Raw genomic sequence first — 18,236 nt, forward strand, 5'->3', positions numbered from 1 at the left:
CGGCTTACAGCGGCCCCATCACCTTGCCCTGAAAACCGTAGACGGCGCGTTCGCCGGCCAGCTCGACCAACTCGACGGTGCGCGTCTGGCCCGGCTCGAAGCGCACGGCCGTGCCGGCCGCGATGTTGAGCCGGAAGCCGCGCGCGGCCGCACGGTCGAACGACAGCGCGTCGTTGACTTCGAAGAAGTGGTAGTGCGAGCCGACCTGCACCGGGCGGTCGCCGGTGTTCGCGACGACGAGCGAGATCGTCGCGCGGCCCGCGTTCAGTTCGTGCTCGCCGTCGTCGGTGAGGATTTCGCCGGGAATCATGCGGGTGGCCTCGGTCACGGAATCGGGTGGTGGACGGTGACGAGCTTGGTGCCGTCGGGGAAGGTCGCCTCGACCTGGATGTCGGGGATCATCTCCGGCACGCCGTCCATCACGTCGTCGCGCGTGAGCAGCGTCGTGCCGTAGTGCATCACCTCGGCGACGGTCTTGCCGTCGCGCGCGGCTTCCATCAGCGCGGCGGTGATGAACGCGACCGCTTCCGGATAGTTGAGCTTCAGCCCGCGCGCGCGGCGACGCTCGGCCAGCAGCGCCGCCGTGAAGATCAGCAGCTTGTCCTTCTCTCGGGGAGTCAGTTTCATGAAGGCAGTCGTTCAGGAAAACGTAATTTTTATCGATGCGCAGCGGTTCCGGCGACGGCGCGGTTCATCGTAGCACCGTGCCGATTTGCGCGCGTCGTGTATCCGTTATGTAAGCAGCAAGGGGCGTGCCATGCCGCTGGAACGCGCGGCGATGCGCGTTCGTGGTGCGCGATGCATGGATCGCGGGCACCGCGGGCGGCGGCGCTGCGCCGAAACGGTGCGTGCGGGGCCAGGCGCCTTCAGGTTTGCCAGAGGCGCAGCGGCCGTGCATCGACGCCGTGCACGAGCGGCCGCAGGTATAGCCAGCAGTCGGTGAAGTGACGCTGCAGCGCTTCCATCGAGGTCGACAGCGCGCGCACCAGCACGACGCCGGACGTCACGCAGGTCGCGCCCGCGCGCAGCGTGTCGTCGAACGGCATCCGCGCGGCGAGCGCTTCGGCGAGTGCCGCGTCGCACGCGGCGCCGGCCGCCCACAGCGTGCCGTATGCGGGAAAGCCGGCGAGACCCTGCAGCGCGCCGCGCAGCGGATCGTGCGCGTCGAGCAGCGCGCGCTCGGTCCACAGCGGCCGGCCGTCGGCATCGACGAGTGCGGAACCCGACGCGATGCGGCCTGCCGACCACGTCTCGCCGGCCGCCTGCCGGCCGAGCTGCGTCGCGTCCCAGCCGATCGCGCTCGCGCCGGCGCCGAGCGTCACGGTGAAGTCGAGCGCGGCGTGGGCCGCGTCGAAGAACAGGTTGTTCTGCGGCAGCCAGTCGAGCTTCGCGTGCGCGCCGACCGTGATGTCGATGCGTTGTGTCGCGTCGAGGCCGTTCGACTTGTACCACTTGGTCGCGCCGGGCGTCGTCAGTACCGCGTGCGTGCCGTCGCCGAGCGCGATGTCGATGTCGAGCCGGTCGCCGCCCGCGACGCCGCCCGGCGGGTGAACGATGACCGCGTGGCAGATCGCGTCGCCTTCCGGATACAGCGGCCGCTGCACGCGCAGCGGGCCATCGTGCAGCCGATGGACGAGCGTCGTGCGCGCGCCGTGCCGTTCGAAGCCGAGTTCGAGGCGGCCGCGCCACGATTTGGCGACGGCGGGGCGGGATAGCGGGGCGTGGGAGTCGGGGGCGGACATCGGCGGAAAGGGCGCGGAAAACGTGGATGCTACTGGAACAATAATGCAGATGCCGTCTGCGTTGAAAGCGCCGGGTTCGGGCGAGCCGCGAATCCGCTGGGTCACCGGCCTGGGCGGTTCCTTCGACGGGGCTTGGAAGCGTTCGAGGCCCGCCAAATTGCGGTGCTGACCGCTAGCACGCGACGCGCACGCTGGACGGAGCGGCGCGAAAACGGCGCCACGTGGCTGACGCCCTTACTCCGGGCTCCGTGGCGTGGTGTCGGTCACCGCGTCAGCTGGCGCATGTTCCTTGTCCTGCCTGGCGAAGTTCTCGCGGAGCGCCGACTCCTGCTGTGCGAACACCTCCGGTTTTTTCTTCTTGAGATTCTCGAGGTTGATGAGCTTCCCTCTCAGGGCCGGCAACTCGCGCAGATGCGCGTATGGCATCAAGGACCAGTCGGGCTCGGCCCGGACCAGCGATATCAGGAATTGACGATGGTTCTCCGTGAGCGAGGCCGGCAGTTCCCGATGGAGCCGCTTTTGCGTTTCTTCGAGCGTTGCCAGGTCGATGGGGTCGGCTGTCATGCCGACGAAATCGGCGTCATAGGCCTCTGCCATCGAATGCTTCGGTCCAAAGAGCACCTCGTGAATCGGCCTGTTATGCCCGGACAGGTAGCCCACGAACGCATCCACGATATCCGGGCGCAACCCATGGCGCGAGTACATATGCATCACGTCGAAAAGATCGCGCGGATGCTGGCGGTCCAATGCAGCCACCAGCTTGCTGCCGTAGAGCTCGGCTTCATGAAGCGTCGGGACTTCGATGCTGGTGCTGAACGTGTCCTCGGCCTGCTTCGTGAGGGCGCGCTGGACGGGGTCAAGCAATGTGCCTCGGAAGATGTAGTTGACTTCGACCTTGACCGCGGTCGCGCCGGAAATGACCACGAGCTTCACATCGTCGCCTTGCGCTTTCCCGGATGAGGAGGCGGCCGAGAACTCCGTCGCATGTCCGTCGGCCTCGATTTGCTTCCGGGTTCGATCCAGCTCTTGGTCGATCGCTTCGAGCGCTTCTTCGCGGTTCAGGCTTCGATCGGTGACCACGACATCGATATCGACCGAAAGACGCGGCATGTCATGCAGGAACAGGTTTAGCGCGGTACCGCCTTTCATCGCGAAGCACGGCGTGTCGAAGACGATCGGTGCAATCGCGAGCATCAGCCGGACGGTGTCTACATAGATCTGGTTCATCACGGTTTGAGTGTGAGTCGCTTGCCGTTCTTCATCTTGTTCGACCATCGCGTGCCTTCGCCGAGACGGTTGACATGCTTCTGAAGGTCTCGTGCCCATGGAAAATCCGCGCCCTGTCCAAGATCCCGCACCAGCCGTACGACCTTCACGCTCGTACAGTGGTGTAGAAGCACGTCCAGCGTCTTGACGTGCAGGTTGCGCAATCCGATCACTAGATTGGTCGTTTCCTCCATCGACTGGCCCTTTCCGATGTCGCTTGCAAGTTCCAATATGGCTCGCTCCGGAACGGACACAAGCACGTCAGGCCCCCCGGCGGGAAGCTGTGTCAGCCCGAACGAGTAGGGCAACGATTCGTCGAACAACGCAGTGGTCTGGTACGTGTAGGGCATGTGCTCCGCTACCCATGAGGGAATGCGATACGGTCGCGGGCCCCATAGAACGACCTTCTCCTTGAACGCGATGTTGTGGCGCACACCTTGCCAGGCGAGGGCTGTTTTGCCGCCGACGTGGATGCCGGGGACTCGTCGGCCAAGATACGCGATGATGCCGTCTCGCGAGGGTGTGTCACCGGTCAGCAGGTAGATGCCCTTTGAAAGGCGCTGCAGCCAGCCGGACTTGAGCATATGCGACGCCAAGGCCGCGCTGACACCCATGTTCCGAAGCGTTTCGGAATCGATGGGGTAGCCGCGCAGGGTCTCCTGCATCAACCGCTGGACTGTTTTGTTGCTCATCGAGGGTGACTAGGGCGTTGTCTGATTGCAGTATATACAGGGAATATTTGATTATCTGCAATTTTTTAACGCTATTGCGCCGAATCGCGCCGCACCTTGAGTCACCCGCCCAGGACACGGGCTCACGTGCGCCTGGCGGGATGGCGGTGTATCGGGATGACAGGACCCATTGCGGGGGCAACGCGTTGACTGTGTGCGAGAAATAGCGACTTTATTTGATAATTTGCGAATAATTAACGCATGGATCGTGACGGTCGGAAGCGACCTGGACACCGGCAACGGGAGCGCACGGTCTGTCGCAGTGCCAACTCCGCGTCGCCTCTTGTCATGGGGGGAGGAAGCGCGCCGGAATATCACACCGTGCGTGCGAACGACCTGCGCCGGCGGCAAAGTAGTCGCATTCGGCTGGCCTCAACCCCCGAACCATCCTTGCCGCAGGCGCGCAGGTCATTCGCGGCAATTTGGCCATTCGGGCGCACGTCACACCGCGATCAGTTCCCGCACGCCGTTCGCCTCCATGTCCCGCGCGTCGCCGCCCGCGACGATCTCGCCGCGGCTCATCACCCAGTAATGGTCCGCGATCGAGCGCGCGAAGTCGAAATACTGCTCGACGAGCAGCACGGTCATCTTCGATTCGTCGACGAGCTGGCGCAGCGTGCGGCCGATGTCCTGGATGATCGACGGCTGGATGCCTTCGGTCGGCTCGTCGAGGATCAGCAGCTGCGGCTCGCTCATCAGCGCACGGCCGATCGCGAGCTGCTGCTGCTGGCCGCCCGACAGGTCGCCGCCGCGCCGTGCGCGCATGTCCTTCAGCACCGGGAACAGATCGTAGATGCGGTCGGGCACCTTCGACGGCGCCTTGCGGCTCGCCGCGCCGACGAGCAGGTTTTCCTCGACGGTGAGCCGCGGAAAGATGTCGCGGCCCTGCGGCACGTATGCCAGCCCGGCCGCGACGCGCGCATACGGCGGCAGCGCGCCGAGCGCCGTGCCGCGCCACGACACGCTGCCGCTCTTCGCGGCGACGACGCCCATCAGGCAGCGCAGCAGCGTGCTCTTGCCGACGCCGTTGCGGCCGAGCAGCACGGTGAGCTTGCCGTCGTCGGCGGTCAGGTTCACGTTGCGCAGGATATGGCTGCCGCCGTAGTATTGGTTCAATGCATCGATCTTCAGCATCGCATCATCGTCCGAGGTAAGACTCGATCACCGCATCGTCGCGCTTGACCTGGTCGAGCGTGCCTTGCGCGAGCACCGCGCCTTCGGCCATCACCGTCACGCGGCCCGTGTCGCCCGCGAGCGCCGCGACGAACTCCATGTCGTGCTCGACGACCATCATCGAGCAGGTGCCGCGCAGCGTGTTCAGCAGCGCGGCGAGTTCCATCGTCTCGTGGTCGGTCATCCCGGCCGCCGGCTCGTCGAGCAGCAGGAGAGCAGGGCGCTGCATCAGCAGCATGCCGATCTCGAGCCGCTGCTTCTGTCCGTGCGACAACTCGCCCGCCGCGCGATACGCGTCGCTTTCGAGGCCGATCAGCGCGAGCGTCTCCTCGATCCTCGCCTGCGCGGTGCGGTCGAGCCGCGCGCGCAGCGACGCGAGCCAGCCCTTGTCGGTCTGCATCGCCAGTTCGAGGTTTTCCCATACCGGGTGCTGTTCGAACACGGTCGGCTTCTGGAACTTGCGGCCGATGCCCGCACGCGCGATCTCGGGCTCGTTCATCCGCGCGAGGTCGATGGTCTGGCCGAGAAACACCTTGCCCGCATCGGGACGCGTCTTGCCGGTGACCACGTCCATCATCGTCGTCTTGCCCGCGCCGTTCGGGCCGATCACGCAGCGCAGCTCGCCCGCGTCGATCGTGAGCGACAGCTTCTTCAGCGCGCGAAAACCGTCGAAGCTCACCTCGATATCCTCGAGGTAGAGGATCGTGCCGTGCGAGGTGTCGATGCCGGGCGGCACCACGCGGCCCATCGATGCGGTGCCGCTGACGGCCAGCAGCTCGTCTTCGGGCGGCGGCGTGAACTGGTAGAGGGCCGTGCCGTTCATCCGCGTTTCCCCTTCGCGAGCAGCGTTTCGACGAGGCCCATGATGCCGCGCGGCAGCAAGAGCGGCACGAGCACGAAGATCAGGCCGAGAAAGAACAGCCAGTATTCGGCGAAGTACGCGGTAAAGAGACTCTTCGCGCCGTTCACCGCGAATGCGCCGACGATCGGCCCGATCAGCGTGCCGCGCCCGCCCACCGCGACCCAGATCGCCATTTCGATCGAGTTGCCGGGCGACATCTCGCCGGGATTGATGATGCCGACCTGCGGCACGTACAGCGCGCCCGCGATCCCGCACAGCACGGCCGACAGCGTCCACACGAACAGCTTGTACGCGAGCGGGCTGTAGCCGAGGAACATCAGCCGCGTCTCGCCGTCGCGCACCGCGGTGACCACGCGCCCGAGCTTGCTGGTGACGATCGCGCGCGCGGCGATGAACGCGAGCACGAGCGTCGCGAAGGTCAGCAGCAACAGCACCGTGCGCGTGCCGGGCGACGTGATCGGAAACCCGGCGATGCGCTTGAAGTCGGTGAAGCCGTTGTTGCCGCCGAAGCCCGTCTCGTTGCGAAAGAACAGCAGCATCGCGGCGAACGTCAGCGCCTGCGTGATGATCGACAGGTACACGCCCTTCACGCGCGAGCGGAACGTGAAGAAGCCGAACACCCACGCGAGCACGGCCGGCACGAGCACGACGAGCAGCAGCGCCCACGCGAGATGCTGCGTGCCGCTCCAGTACCACGGAAGCTGATGCCAGTCGAGGAACACCATGAAGTCGGGCAGGTCGCTGCCGTATTTGCCGTCGCGGCCGATCTCGCGCATCAGGTACATGCCGATCGCATAGCCGCCGAGCGCGAAGAACAGCCCGTGGCCGAGGCTGAGGATGCCGCAGTAACCCCACACGAGATCGAGCGCGAGCGCGGCGATCGCGTAGCACATCAGCTTGCCGGCAAGCGTCATCGCATACGCGGACAGATGGAACGCGCTCGCCTCCGGCGCGACCAGCGCGGCGAGCGGCACGCCGATGCCGATCGCGAGGCACAGCGCGACGAGCGCGAGCCATGCGCGGCGCGACAGCAGCGCGGGGCGCGGCGGCAGGCCGAGTGCGAAGCCGCCTTCCGCGCGTGCGGCGGCGGAAGGCTTCGGCGTGCCGGCGACCGGGTTCGACAACGAATCGGTGAATGAAGTCATGTCAGGCCTCCGCGCTGCGTCCCTTCGGGGCGAACATGCCCTGCGGGCGTTTCTGGATGAACAGCACGATCATCACGAGCACCGCGATCTTCGCGAGCACGGCGCCCCAGAACGGCTCGATCGCCTTGCTGACGAGGCCGAGCCCGAAGCCGCCGAGCACGGTGCCGGCGATCTGGCCGACGCCGCCGAGCACCACCGCCATGAACGAATCGATGATGTAGTTCTGCCCGAGGTCGGGGCCCACGTTGCCGATCTGCGACAGCGCGCAGCCGCCGAGGCCCGCGATGCCCGCGCCGAACGCGAACGCATACGCGTCGACGCGCGCGGTCTTCACGCCGACGCACGCGGCCATCCGGCGGTTCTGCGTGACCGCGCGCACGAACAGGCCGAGCCGCGTCTTCGTCAGCACGCCCCAGGCGACGAACACGACCGCGAGCGCGAACGCGAGGATCGCGAGCCGGTTGTACGGCAGGATCAGGTTCTGCATCACGGTCACGCCGCCGCTCATCCACGACGGGTTCACGACCTGCACGTTCTGCGCGCCGAACAGCATGCGCGTTGCCTGGATCAGGATCAGGCTCACGCCGAAGGTCGCGAGCAGCGTTTCGAGCGGGCGGCCGTACAGGTGCCGCAGCACGAGCCGTTCGAGCACGATGCCGACCAGCGCGGCCGCCGCGAACGATACGGGCACCGCGACGAGCGGATACCAGTCGAACGCGGCCGGCGCGTAGCGCTGGATCAGCGTCTGCACGACATAGGTTGCATACGCACCGATCATCAGGAATTCGCCGTGCGCCATGTTGATCACGCCGATCAGCCCGTACGTGATCGCGAGGCCAAGCGCCGCGAGCAGCAGCACGCTGCCGAGCGACAGACCCGCGAACACGGTGCCGGCGATCTCGCCGCGGCGCTGCAGCGCGTGCAATGCATCGAGCCCTTGCTGCGCGGCTTCGCGCACGCGCGCGTCGGGTTCCATGTAGCTGCCGTCCGCGTTCTTCGCGACGAGCGGGCGCAACTGCTCGATCATGTCGAGATCGCGGCGCGCGGCCACCACCTGCACGGCATCGAGACGCTTCGCCGGATCGGCATCGTGCAGCGCGGCGATCGCCCACAGGGCGTCGAGGCGGCGCTTCAATGCCGGGTCGGTTTCCTTCGCGCGTGCGCGGTCGATCATCGGCTTGAGCGCCGGGTCGGGCGACTTCAGCAGCGCGTCGATCGCGTCGCGACGCGCGGCGACATCGGGCGATGCGAGCGCGAAACCCGACAGCGCGCCGGCGATCTTCGTGCGCAGCAGGTTGTTCAGCATCACGGGCTGCGCATCGCCGGCCGGCGTCGTGGCCTGCGTCAGTGCGTCGTGCGCGGTGTCGCCGGCCTGGATCAGCAGGCGGCCGTCGCCGGTCGCGAGCGCGTCGCCGGTCGACAGCGCATTGAGCAGTGCGACGGCGCGCGGATCGGCATCGGCGGCGAGCCGTTCGATCGCGGCCGTTTTCGCGTCGAAGTCGTCGCCGGCGAGCGCGGCGGTATCGGCGGCCGTCAGGGCGAACGCGGCGCGCGGCAGCGCGCACGCCAGCGCGGCACAGGCGACGACCGCGACGGCGGCGCGGCGAAAGCGTGTAGGCATCGGGAGATCCTGTCGGGCGTGGGAACGCGAATGCGTGCAGCGGTGCGCGGGCGAGTGCGGTTCGTCACCGCACTCGCGGCGGCCTGCCTGCAGCTGCGTGCGAGCGGCGCGCCACGCCGGTGCGCGGCGCGCCGCATCGCATCAGACGAGCGCCGCGCGCTGCCGGCGCAGGAACGCCGGAATCGAGCTGACGATGTCCGGCTTGCCCTGGTTGCCCGCGATGAACGGGCTCCACGGCTGCGCACGTACCGCGGTCTTGGTCTTCCACACGACGTTGAATTGCCCGTCGCCGCGGATCTCGCCGATCATCACCGGCTTGTGCAGGTGATGGTTGCCGTCCATCGCGAGCGTGAAGCCCGACGGTGCGGCAACCGTCTGGCCGATCATCGCGACGCGCACCTTGTCGACGTCGGTGCTCTTCGCCTTCTCGACGGCCTGCTTCCACATGTGGATGCCCACATAGGTCGCCTCCATCGGGTCGTTGGTCACGCGCTTCGCGCCGCCCGGCAGGCTGTTCGCCTTCACCCATGCGGCGAACTGGTCCTTGAACTTCGTGTTGGTCGGGTTCTTCACCGACATGAAGTAGTTCCACGCGGCCAGATGGCCGACGAGCGGCTTCGTGTCGATCCCGCGCAGTTCTTCCTCGCCGACCGAGAACGCGACCACCGGTACGTCGGTCGCCTTGATCCCCTGGTTGCCGAGCTCCTTGTAGAACGGCACGTTCGAATCGCCGTTGATCGTCGAGATCACGGTCGTCTTGCCGCCCTGCGCGAAGTTCTTGATGTTCGCGACGATCGTCTGGTAATCGCTGTGGCCGAACGGCGTGTAGACCTCCTGAATGTCGGCGTCCTTCACGCCCTTCGATTTCAGGAACGCGCGCAGGATCTTGTTGGTCGTGCGCGGGTACACATAGTCGGTGCCGAGCAGGAAGAAGCGCTTCGCGCCGCCGCCTTCGGCGCCCATCAGGTACTCGACGGCCGGGATCGCCTGCTGGTTCGGCGCGGCGCCCGTGTAGAACACGTTGCGCGACATTTCCTCGCCTTCATACTGCACCGGGTAGTAGAGCAGGCCGTTCAGTTCCTCGAACACCGGCAGCACCGACTTGCGCGACACCGACGTCCAGCAGCCGAACACGCACGCGACCTTGTCCTGCGTGAGCAATTGGCGCGCCTTCTCCGCGAACAGCGGCCAGTTCGAGGCGGGATCGACGACCACCGGCTCGAGCTTGCGGCCCATCACGCCGCCGTTCTTGTTGATCTCGGCGATCGTCATCAGCGCCGTGTCCTTCAGCGACGTTTCGGAGATCGCCATCGTGCCCGACAGCGAATGCAGGATGCCGACCTTGATCGGGCCGGTGCCCGCATCGGCCGCGTGCGCGAACGGACTCTTGCCCGCCAGCGCGAGTGCACCGGCCATCGAACCGAACTTCAGCAGACTGCGACGTTTCATCGGGTTCCCCTTGACGTGTTGGATACGCGTGCGCCGTGGCGGCGCCGGCATCGGAGTAACGCAAGGCATGTGCCAGTCGCGCGAATGCACGCCGGGCGTGCCTGTGCGGGAGGGCGCGGGGCGTCGGTGCGGTGCGGATGACACGTCGTGCAGCATGCGCGACCCGTTGCGGTGCGCTCGTGCGGGCGCAAATGGTGCACGGTGCGCACGCTTGGGCATCGAAGCACGCGAAGGCAGGGGAAGCACGGGAGCGGAAACGGAAACGGGCGCGCAAAGCGCGCCCGTTCGGCGGACCGGCGCGACCGGCGGCAGCGTGCCGGTCGGCATGGCGGCGCGCGATGCGCCGCCGGGAAGATCAGTCGTTCAGTAACGCGGCACGGAAGGATCGACGTCACGCGACCACGCGTCGATCCCGCCCTGCAGGTTGTACAGCTTCGTGAAGCCGCGTGATTCGAGGAACATCGCGACCTGCGCGCTGCGCATTCCGTGATGGCACACGCAGACGATCTCGGCTTCGTCGTCGAGCTCCTCGCTGCGCGCGGGGATCTGCTGCATCGGGATCGACACGCTGCCGGCGATCTGCGCGGTCGAGATTTCCCACGGCTCGCGCACGTCGAGTACGACCGGCGCGGGACGGGCCGGATCGCGCAGCCATTGCGCGAGCATCGCGGGCGTCAGGATCTGCATGGAAGCTCCGCTGCTCAGAACTTGAAGCGCGACGGTTCCATCGCGTTGACGAGGTGATTGACGTAGGTTTCGAACACGTCGGCGACGCGGTACTGCTTGTCGTCGATGCGCGTGATGATCTGCGCCTTCATCACCGGGCGACCGCCGACGAACGCCGACAGGCGGCCGCCGATCTTCAGCTGTTCGAGCATTTCCTGCGGCACGACGGGCAGGCCGCCCGCGACGCAGATCACGTCGTACGGCGCCTTGTCCGGCCAGCCGCGCGAACCGTCGCCGAGCACGACTTCCGCATTGGTCACGCCGTCGTTGCGCAGGTTGTCTGCCGCGAACTTCGCGATGGCCGGATCGATGTCGACCGCCGTCACGTGTTGCGCGCGATGCGCGAACAGCGCGGCCAGATAGCCCGAACCCGCGCCGATCACGAGCACGTTCTCGTGCTTCTTGACCGCCAGTTCCTGCAGCACGCGCGCTTCGACACGCGGGAACAGCATCTTGCTGCTGCCGCCGGGCAGCGGCAGCTCGAGGTCGGCGAACGCGAGATCGCGATGTTCCGGCGACACGTAGTTTTCACGCTTGACGATCGACAGCAGGCCCAGGACGTCCAGGTCCAGCACGTCCCACGGCCGGATCTGTTGTTCGATCATGTTGAAACGCGCGTTTTCGATATTCATGGTGTGGTCACGCAGCCAGGTCGGCCATCAGCGGGGATAGAGAAACTTCGTGATTGTACCAAACGGGGCGGCGGCGAAGCCTTCAGACGGCCTGCAACAGACCTTTACCCCTTGCTCTTCTTGATCTGCGCCTCGAACGCGAGGTCGAGCTTGCTCGCCTTGCGCGGCTTTTTGGGGCCGAATTCGTCGACGAACCTGACGAATTCGTCGAGCGGCAGCGGCTCGCTGCGCTTCTCGGCGGTGCCGCTCGAGCGGTCGACCAGATAGAACAGGCCGCCCGCCATCGCGACGGCCGCGAACTGCGGGTTGCCGGAACGGGTCTTCAGGCGTTCGACCGCGTGGGTTGCTTTGGTGGTGCGCATCGTGCGGGTGCTTGCAGGGGCGTTGAGCCCCTTACTTTATCAAACCGGCCGCCCGCATGCGGCCGCGCGGCGTCAGACGGTGCGCGAATAGCGCTGGCGCGGTGTCCGGCCGAGGTAGGCGTCGAACGCCATCGCGATGTTGCGCACGACCATCCGGCCGGCCGGATGGATCGTCAGGCGGTCGCCGGCGACGGTCAGCAGCCCGTCCTGCTCGAACCCGCGCAGCGCGTCGAGCTCGCGCGCGAAGTGATCGGCGAAGCGGATCCCGTGCGCGGCCTCGATATGCGAGAACGGCAATTCGAGGTTGCACATCAGCTGCGTGATCACGTCGCGGCGCAGCCGGTCGTCGGCCGTGAGCCGCACGCCGCGCGCGATCGGCGGCCGGCCCGCGTCGAGCGCGGCGCCATAGGCCGGCAGGTCCTTCGCGTTCTGCGCGTAGACGTCGCCGACCTTGCCGATCGACGACACCCCGAAGCCGACGAGGTCCGTATCCGCGCGCGTGCTGTAGCCCTGGAAATTGCGCTGCAGCGTGCCGTTTCGCTGCGCGCGCACGAGTTCGTCGGACGGCCGCGCGAAGTGATCCATGCCGATGTACACGTAGCCTGCCGACGTCAGCATGTCGATCGCGAGGCCGAGCAGCGCGATGCGCGTTTCGGGTGACGGCAGCGTCGCGTCGTCGATCTGCCGCTGCATCTTGAACAGGTGCGGCATGTGCGCGTAGCCGAATACCGACAGCCGGTCAGGTGCGAGTTCGATGATCGTCTCGAGCGTGCGCGCGAACACGGCGACCGTCTGGTGCGGCAGCCCGTAGATCAGGTCGACGCTGACCGAATGGAAGCCCGTCGTGCGCGCGGCGGACAGCAGGTCGGCCGTCATCGCGAGCGGCTGGATCCGGTTGATCGCCTGCTGCACGACCGGATCGAAATCCTGCACGCCGAGGCTCAGCCGGTTGAAGCCGATGTTGCGCAGGTGGACGAGTGTCGCGGGCGTGACGGTGCGCGGGTCGATCTCGATCGAGAACTCGGCGTCGGCGTCCGGCGCGAGCGCGAAATGCTCGCGGGTGGCTGCCATCAGTTCGGCCGTTTCGGCGTCGGACAGGAAGGTCGGCGTGCCGCCGCCCCAGTGCAACTGCGTGACCGGGCGCGCGGGATCGAACAGCGTGGCCTGCAGCGCCAGCTCGCGTTTCAGTTGCTCGAGATACGGGCGTGCGCGGCGATGGTTGTTGGTCGCGATCTTGTTGCATCCGCAATAGAAGCAGGCCGTGTTGCAGAACGGGATGTGGAAGTACAGCGACAGATCGCTCGACGACGCGCCGGGATCGCCCGCGGCGCGCACATAGTCGGCCGGGTCGAAATCGTCGCGGAACTGCAGTGCGGTCGGGTAGGACGTGTAGCGCGGCCCGTTCGCGCCGTACTTCGCGAGCAAATCGGGACGGAACAGTGTGTCTGCAGAACCGGAATTCATGATGGTCTCGCGCTTTTCAGATGCTTTCGAGTATATGAACGCGCGTTTCGGCTGCATTGTGTAATAACGTCGCAGCCGGCGGTGGCACAATGCGCGGTGGGCTGCCGCGCGCTGCGTCCGGTTGCCGCACCGTTTTTTTGGTTGTTTGTCGAGAGAGCCGAGTGTCCGTCGAAATGCCTGTCCGTCCGGCGTCCGCCGATGTCCCGCCGCCGCATGCATGCCGCGAGGCGTGCGGCGCGTGCTGCATCGCGCCGTCGATTTCCTCCCCGATTCCGGGGATGCCCGACGGCAAGCCGGCCGGCGTGCGCTGCGTGCAGCTCGGCGACGACCTGCGCTGCCGGATCTTCGGGCGGCCCGAGCGTCCCGCGTGCTGTTCCGGGCTGCAGCCGTCCGCCGAGATGTGCGGGGTGTCGCGCGACGACGCGCTCGCATGGCTGACGCGCCTCGAGATCGCGACGCAGCCGGCGCCCGGTGCCGGCGCGGCTCGCTGACGCACTGCCGTGCAGCGGCTCGCGCACGGAACCGGCGGTGTGCGCGCGAGCACTAACTTCGGTCCACGCCCCACACGCGGCGGAGCCGATGGCCCGACGGCCGCTTCGCCCGATACAGGAAGGAGATTGTCCAGCATGACCGCATCTTGCACGCCCGGCCGGCGCCGTTTCCTCGCCGCCTGCGCCGGCGCCATCGGCGTGTCGGTATCGCTCGCCGCCTGCGCGTCGACGTTCCCGTTCATCCCCGATCACTACACGTTCTCGCGCGGCGACGTGCAGAAAGCCGTCGCGCGCAAGTTCCCGTATCAGAAGACGGTCGCGCAGGTCGTCGACGTGTCGCTCGCGAATCCGGCCGTCAACCTGCTGCCCGACCAGAACCGCGTCGCCGTGCAGCTCGACGCGCATTTCGCGAGTCCGTTCCTGCGCGAACCGGTGAGCGGCAAGTTCACCGTGTCGGGCCAGCTGGCTTACGATGCGCCGAGCCGCTCGGTCGTGCTGAAGGCGCCGGCCGTCGACAGCCTCGTGCTCGACGGCGACGCGCAGATGTACGCGCAGCAGGTCGGCGCGGCCGCCGGCCTGCTCGCGACGCAGGTGCTGACCAACTATCCGATCTACACGTTCAAGCCCGAGCAACTGCAATTTGCCGGAGTGAACTACGAACCCGGTACAATTACGATTCTTACAAACGGCATACGCGTGGCGATCGTCGAAAAGTGACGGCACGCGCGCGGCCGGGCGGGCCGCGGCGGTGACGCGGCCCTTTCTTTCGACTACTTCGGAGTTGGGCCACGGATGGACTGGATCCTGATCTGCAAGGCATTGATCCTCGGCGTCGTCGAGGGGCTGACGGAATTCCTCCCGGTGTCGAGCACCGGCCACCTGATCGTCGCGGGCAGCTTCCTGAATTTCAACGATGCGCACGCGAAGACCTTCGACGTCGTGATCCAGTTCGGCGCGATTCTCGCCGTCTGCTGGGAATACCGGCAGCGGATCGTGTCCGTCGTGTGCGGTCTGTCGAGCCGGCCCGACGCGCAGCGCTTCACGCTGAACGTCGTGATCGCGACGATTCCCGCGATCGCGCTCGGCCTGCTGTTCGAGAAGAAGATCAAGGCCGTGCTGTTCTCGCCGGTGCCCGTCGCGTTCGCGCTCGTCGTCGGCGGCGCGATCATCCTGTGGGCCGAGGCGCGGCAGCGCGAACGCGGCGAGCCGCCGCGCGTGCAGTCGGTCGACGCGCTCACGCCGCTCGACGCGCTGAAGGTCGGCATCGCGCAATGCTTCGCGCTGGTGCCGGGCATGTCGCGCTCGGGCTCGACGATCATCGGCGGGATGCTGTTCGGCCTCGACCGGCGCGTCGCGACCGAATTCTCGTTCTTCCTCGCGATTCCGATCATCTTCGGCGCGACGCTCTATGAAACCGTCAAGGACTGGCAGGCGTTCACCGTCGATTCGCTCGGCCTGTTCGCGCTCGGGCTGGTCGCCGCGTTCGTCAGCGCGTTCGTGTGCGTGCGCTGGCTGCTGCGCTTCGTCGCGACGCACGACTTCACCGTGTTCGCGTGGTACCGGATCGCGTTCGGCCTGTTCGTGCTGCTCGTGGGTTACAGCGGATGGTTGAACTGGGCGTGATGCCGGCGCGGAGGTGAGGGCGCTTCCAATGGAAAACGGCCCGATCGGCAGCAGATGCCGGTCGGGCCGTTCTTCATGGCGAGGCGCGCAGCGTGCGATGCGCTGTCGCAGCAGGGATTCAGCCTCCGCGCTTGCGGAACACCAGGTCCCACACGCCGTGGCCGAGCCGCAGCCCGCGCCGTTCGAACTTCGTGACGGGGCGGTAGTCGGGGCGCGGCGCGTAGTCGGCGGCCGTGTTTTCGAGCGTGGGTTCGGCGCCGAGCACTTCCAGCATCTGTTCCGCGTAGTTCTGCCAGTCGGTCGCGCAATGCAGGTACGCGCCCGGCTTCAGGCGCGACGCGAGGTGCGCGACGAGCGGCGGCTGGATCAGCCGGCGCTTGTGGTGGCGCGCCTTGTGCCACGGATCGGGGAAGAAGATGTGCACGCCGTCGAGGCTTTCCGGCGCGAGCATGTGCTCGAGCACTTCGACCGCGTCGTGCTGGATGATGCGGATGTTCGGCAGGTCCTGCTCGCCGATCAGCTTCAGCAGCGCGCCGACGCCCGGCTCGTGCACCTCGACGCCGAGGAAGTCGTCGCCCTGGCGGTGCGCGGCGATTTCCGCGGTCGACGCGCCCATCCCGAAGCCGATCTCCAGGATGCGGGGCGCGCGGCGGCCGAACACGGCGTCCCAGTCGGGAATGTCGGCTGCGTACGGGACGACGAAGCGCGGGCCGAGATCGTCGAGCGCGCGGCGCTGGCCGGTCGACACGCGGCCGGCGCGTGTCACGAAGCTGCGGATGCGGCGGCGGTGCAGCGGATTGACTTCGTCGGCGCCGTCGGCGGCTTCGTCGGGAAGGGCGGCGTCGTCCGGCGGCAGGCCGGCTTCGTTCGGATCGTCGTGCATCATCGGTGACAGAGAAAGGCTCGGTTCGGGCGCAGGCCCGTTACGCGTAGCGGTGCGCCGGATGAACGGGCACATGGTACAAAAAAGCCGCCTTCGACGAGGCGGCTCTTGCGCTGGCTGCCATGCAGCCGAAGGTGGAGCGGGCGATGGGAATCGAACCCACGTCATCAGCTTGGGAAGCTGAGGTAATGGCCATTATACGACGCCCGCAGAACGGATGATTCTACAGTGTTTCGCCGGGATGTTGCAAGCGATGCGTTTTGACCGCTTGCCGCCGTGTCAATGCGCCAGTGACGCGAGCAGGCCGACCGCAACATGATGCGGCACGCTCGCGCCAGGGTGGCAACGCGAGTCCGGCCGAACGGCACACGCCAGCGGCGCGCCGGCCCGCGAGCCGGTGTCGAAATTAGACGAGTCGGTGTCGGAAGCATACAAGCCGCGCCAACGCTTTCGAACTAACGTGGCAGATCTCTTTTACGATCGTTAGTCTGGAGCCGACATGTCCGATTTCATCACCGTTCTGCGCGAAACCTGCCCGACCCCGGTCCTTGACGCGACCAAGTGGAAGCGCATCGGCGGCGATCCGCACACCGTGAACCTCAACGCTTACCTCTCCAAGGACGGCAGCAAGATCATGGGCACCTGGATCTGCACGCCCGGCAAGTTCGAGGTGAACTACGAGAAATGGGAGTACTGCCATTTCCTCGACGGCTACTGCATCATCACGCCGGAAGGCGAGGAGTCGGTGCACCTGAAAGCCGGCGACGTGTTCGTGATCGAACCCGGGATGAAAGGGACCTGGGAAGTGGTGGAGACGGTGCGCAAGTATTTCGTGTTCGCCTGACGCCCGCATGACGCGTCATGCCACCGGGATTTCAGCCGCAATGGCAACCCGGCGGATGCCCGCTCAATAAAACTCGTTCCGGTTCGGAAACAACTCGCCGAGCGTGGTCGCACGCTCGGCCGGCTCGACCATCCCGCCGAGCGTGCCGGGTGCCTGACGCTCCCGATAGGCGCTCGGCGACATCCCGTACGCCCGCCGAAACTCGCGCCCGAGATGCGACGCATCGGCAAATCCGCAGGCCGCCGCGATTTCGGAAATGTTCTTGTCCAGATGCATCAGCATCCAGGCGGCCGTGCGAATCCGGATCGCCCGGTAGCAGGCGGCCGGCCCGCTGCCGGTGGCTTCCCTGAACAGCCGTTCCAGCTGTCTTGCCGATAGCTCCAGCCGTCGCGCAAGCTCGTCGATCGTGATCGAGTGGCTGATGTGCTGTTCCATCAGCAGGATCGCGCGCTTCACCTTCGGATGCGCGTTGGGCGCGACACCGGGCGGATGCGGTTGCGGCGCGCTGACTGTTTCGCGCCCGTCGACCAGCAGGATCCGCAGCGCCTTGTAGACGATCGACGGCTCGATGTGCCGCACCAGGATCGCGGCCGCGACGTCGATCGACGCGCGCCCGCCGGAGCAGGTCACGCGCCGGCCGTCCAGCACGTAGAGGCGATCGGACACCACGAGCTTCGCATCGACGGACGGAAACCGCTCGATGAAGTCCCAGTAGTGAAACCAGCTGATGCAGATCCGGTGGCCGGCCATCACGCCCGCACGCGCCAATGCGAACGCGCCCGTGCAGATGCCGACCAGCATCGCGCCTGCCGATGCGGCCGCGCGAATGAATTCCAGCGTGGCCGCGTCGAGTTCCGATCGGGCGTGCAGGAGCCCGCCCACGACGACCACGTAGTCGTATTCCTGGCGCGCATTCAACGACTCCCACGCCGGGATCTGGATCCCGCAACTCGCGCGAACGGGGGCGGCCATGTCGCCGAGGATCGTCCACGACAACCTGACCGGCCGGCTGTTATCGCCCTCGTCGGCCGCGAGCCGCAGCACGTCGATCATGCCCGAGAACGCCGTCAGCGTGAAATTCGGCAACAGGATGAAGCCGAACCGGATACGTGCCGGCGTGTCGGGTTCCGGCGGGCTTGCGACAGGCGTTGCATGAGTCATGATGACGCGCGGATCGTGCAACTGCTCGCGCAGATGCGAAACAAGGAACGCCGGCGCGATT

At 66.7% G+C, this 18,236-nt stretch carries 20 protein-coding genes and 1 tRNA gene; 4 read left to right on the forward strand and 17 right to left on the reverse strand.

What is annotated here, in order from left to right:
* Positions 1–4: 4 nt before the first annotated feature.
* From DIE22_RS12725 to hemN, 14 genes are all read right to left on the reverse strand, one after another.
* On the reverse strand, positions 5–310 hold the full coding sequence (locus tag DIE22_RS12725) for an urease subunit beta (protein ID WP_044846264.1): 306 nt from the start codon (positions 308–310) through the stop codon (positions 5–7).
* 14 nt (positions 311–324) lie between these two features.
* Positions 325–627, reverse strand: a complete 303-nt coding sequence (ureA, locus tag DIE22_RS12730) for an urease subunit gamma (RefSeq protein WP_006406310.1) — start codon at positions 625–627, stop codon at positions 325–327.
* 239 nt (positions 628–866) lie between these two features.
* Positions 867–1,742: an urease accessory protein UreD gene (locus DIE22_RS12735; RefSeq protein ID WP_124605228.1), complete on the reverse strand. Its 876-nt coding sequence runs from the start codon at positions 1,740–1,742 to the stop codon at positions 867–869.
* Positions 1,743–1,976: 234 nt separating this feature from the next.
* A complete protein-coding gene (locus DIE22_RS12740; RefSeq protein WP_124605229.1) occupies positions 1,977–2,969 on the reverse strand; it encodes a nucleotidyl transferase AbiEii/AbiGii toxin family protein in 993 nt (330 codons plus the stop codon).
* Complete coding sequence (locus DIE22_RS12745) at positions 2,969–3,700, reverse strand: type IV toxin-antitoxin system AbiEi family antitoxin domain-containing protein (RefSeq protein ID WP_124605230.1); 732 nt, start codon at positions 3,698–3,700, stop codon at positions 2,969–2,971. The genes DIE22_RS12740 and DIE22_RS12745 overlap by 1 nt, the downstream gene beginning before the upstream one ends.
* A gap of 480 nt (positions 3,701–4,180) precedes the next feature.
* Positions 4,181–4,873: an urea ABC transporter ATP-binding subunit UrtE gene (gene urtE, locus DIE22_RS12750; protein ID WP_124605231.1), complete on the reverse strand. Its 693-nt coding sequence runs from the start codon at positions 4,871–4,873 to the stop codon at positions 4,181–4,183.
* A gap of 4 nt (positions 4,874–4,877) precedes the next feature.
* A complete protein-coding gene (gene urtD / locus DIE22_RS12755) occupies positions 4,878–5,735 on the reverse strand; it encodes an urea ABC transporter ATP-binding protein UrtD (RefSeq protein WP_124496871.1) in 858 nt (285 codons plus the stop codon).
* Complete coding sequence (urtC, locus tag DIE22_RS12760) at positions 5,732–6,919, reverse strand: urea ABC transporter permease subunit UrtC (protein WP_124496870.1); 1,188 nt, start codon at positions 6,917–6,919, stop codon at positions 5,732–5,734. Before urtC ends, urtD begins: the two co-directional genes overlap by 4 nt.
* Before the next feature lies 1 nt (position 6,920).
* Entirely contained in the window at positions 6,921–8,540 is a 1,620-nt protein-coding gene (gene urtB, locus DIE22_RS12765; protein ID WP_124605232.1) for an urea ABC transporter permease subunit UrtB, read from the reverse strand.
* Positions 8,541–8,681: 141 nt separating this feature from the next.
* The gene (gene urtA, locus DIE22_RS12770) at positions 8,682–9,989 is read right to left on the reverse strand and encodes an urea ABC transporter substrate-binding protein (RefSeq protein ID WP_124496868.1); all 1,308 of its coding nucleotides are present in this window, start codon (positions 9,987–9,989) and stop codon (positions 8,682–8,684) included.
* A gap of 363 nt (positions 9,990–10,352) precedes the next feature.
* On the reverse strand, positions 10,353–10,676 hold the full coding sequence (locus tag DIE22_RS12775; protein WP_124496867.1) for a rhodanese-like domain-containing protein: 324 nt from the start codon (positions 10,674–10,676) through the stop codon (positions 10,353–10,355).
* A 14-nt stretch (positions 10,677–10,690) separates the two neighbouring features.
* Complete coding sequence (locus DIE22_RS12780; protein ID WP_124496866.1) at positions 10,691–11,347, reverse strand: protein-L-isoaspartate O-methyltransferase; 657 nt, start codon at positions 11,345–11,347, stop codon at positions 10,691–10,693.
* Positions 11,348–11,451: 104 nt separating this feature from the next.
* A complete protein-coding gene (locus tag DIE22_RS12785) occupies positions 11,452–11,709 on the reverse strand; it encodes a hypothetical protein (RefSeq protein ID WP_124605233.1) in 258 nt (85 codons plus the stop codon).
* A 72-nt stretch (positions 11,710–11,781) separates the two neighbouring features.
* Complete coding sequence (gene hemN, locus DIE22_RS12790) at positions 11,782–13,173, reverse strand: oxygen-independent coproporphyrinogen III oxidase (RefSeq protein WP_124605234.1); 1,392 nt, start codon at positions 13,171–13,173, stop codon at positions 11,782–11,784.
* A gap of 173 nt (positions 13,174–13,346) precedes the next feature.
* On the opposite strand from hemN, the gene DIE22_RS12795 reads away from it, so the two are divergent.
* From DIE22_RS12795 to DIE22_RS12805, 3 genes are all read left to right on the forward strand, one after another.
* Complete coding sequence (locus DIE22_RS12795; protein WP_124605235.1) at positions 13,347–13,664, forward strand: YkgJ family cysteine cluster protein; 318 nt, start codon at positions 13,347–13,349, stop codon at positions 13,662–13,664.
* A 135-nt stretch (positions 13,665–13,799) separates the two neighbouring features.
* Positions 13,800–14,381 (forward strand): DUF1439 domain-containing protein, encoded by a 582-nt coding sequence (locus DIE22_RS12800; protein ID WP_124605236.1) that lies wholly within the window; start codon positions 13,800–13,802, stop codon positions 14,379–14,381.
* Between the two features lie 75 nt (positions 14,382–14,456).
* On the forward strand, positions 14,457–15,287 hold the full coding sequence (locus tag DIE22_RS12805) for an undecaprenyl-diphosphate phosphatase (RefSeq protein ID WP_124605237.1): 831 nt from the start codon (positions 14,457–14,459) through the stop codon (positions 15,285–15,287).
* 118 nt (positions 15,288–15,405) lie between these two features.
* On the opposite strand, the gene trmB is transcribed toward DIE22_RS12805, so the two are convergent.
* Both trmB and DIE22_RS12815 read right to left on the reverse strand, forming a co-directional pair.
* On the reverse strand, positions 15,406–16,173 hold the full coding sequence (gene trmB / locus DIE22_RS12810; protein ID WP_124496861.1) for a tRNA (guanosine(46)-N7)-methyltransferase TrmB: 768 nt from the start codon (positions 16,171–16,173) through the stop codon (positions 15,406–15,408).
* Between the two features lie 132 nt (positions 16,174–16,305).
* Positions 16,306–16,380: transfer RNA gene (locus DIE22_RS12815), tRNA-Gly, on the reverse strand.
* A 289-nt stretch (positions 16,381–16,669) separates the two neighbouring features.
* Between DIE22_RS12815 and DIE22_RS12820 the strand changes: the two genes are divergently transcribed.
* Positions 16,670–17,014: a cupin domain-containing protein gene (locus DIE22_RS12820; RefSeq protein ID WP_027788152.1), complete on the forward strand. Its 345-nt coding sequence runs from the start codon at positions 16,670–16,672 to the stop codon at positions 17,012–17,014.
* A 63-nt stretch (positions 17,015–17,077) separates the two neighbouring features.
* On the opposite strand, the gene DIE22_RS12825 is transcribed toward DIE22_RS12820, so the two are convergent.
* Positions 17,078–18,175, reverse strand: coding sequence for a GlxA family transcriptional regulator (locus DIE22_RS12825; RefSeq protein ID WP_124496860.1), 1,098 nt, complete (start codon positions 18,173–18,175; stop codon positions 17,078–17,080).
* Positions 18,176–18,236: the final 61 nt, after the last annotated feature.

Origin of the sequence: Burkholderia sp. Bp9142 (assembly GCF_003853415.1) — a bacterium.
Classification (GTDB): Bacteria; Pseudomonadota; Gammaproteobacteria; order Burkholderiales; family Burkholderiaceae; genus Burkholderia.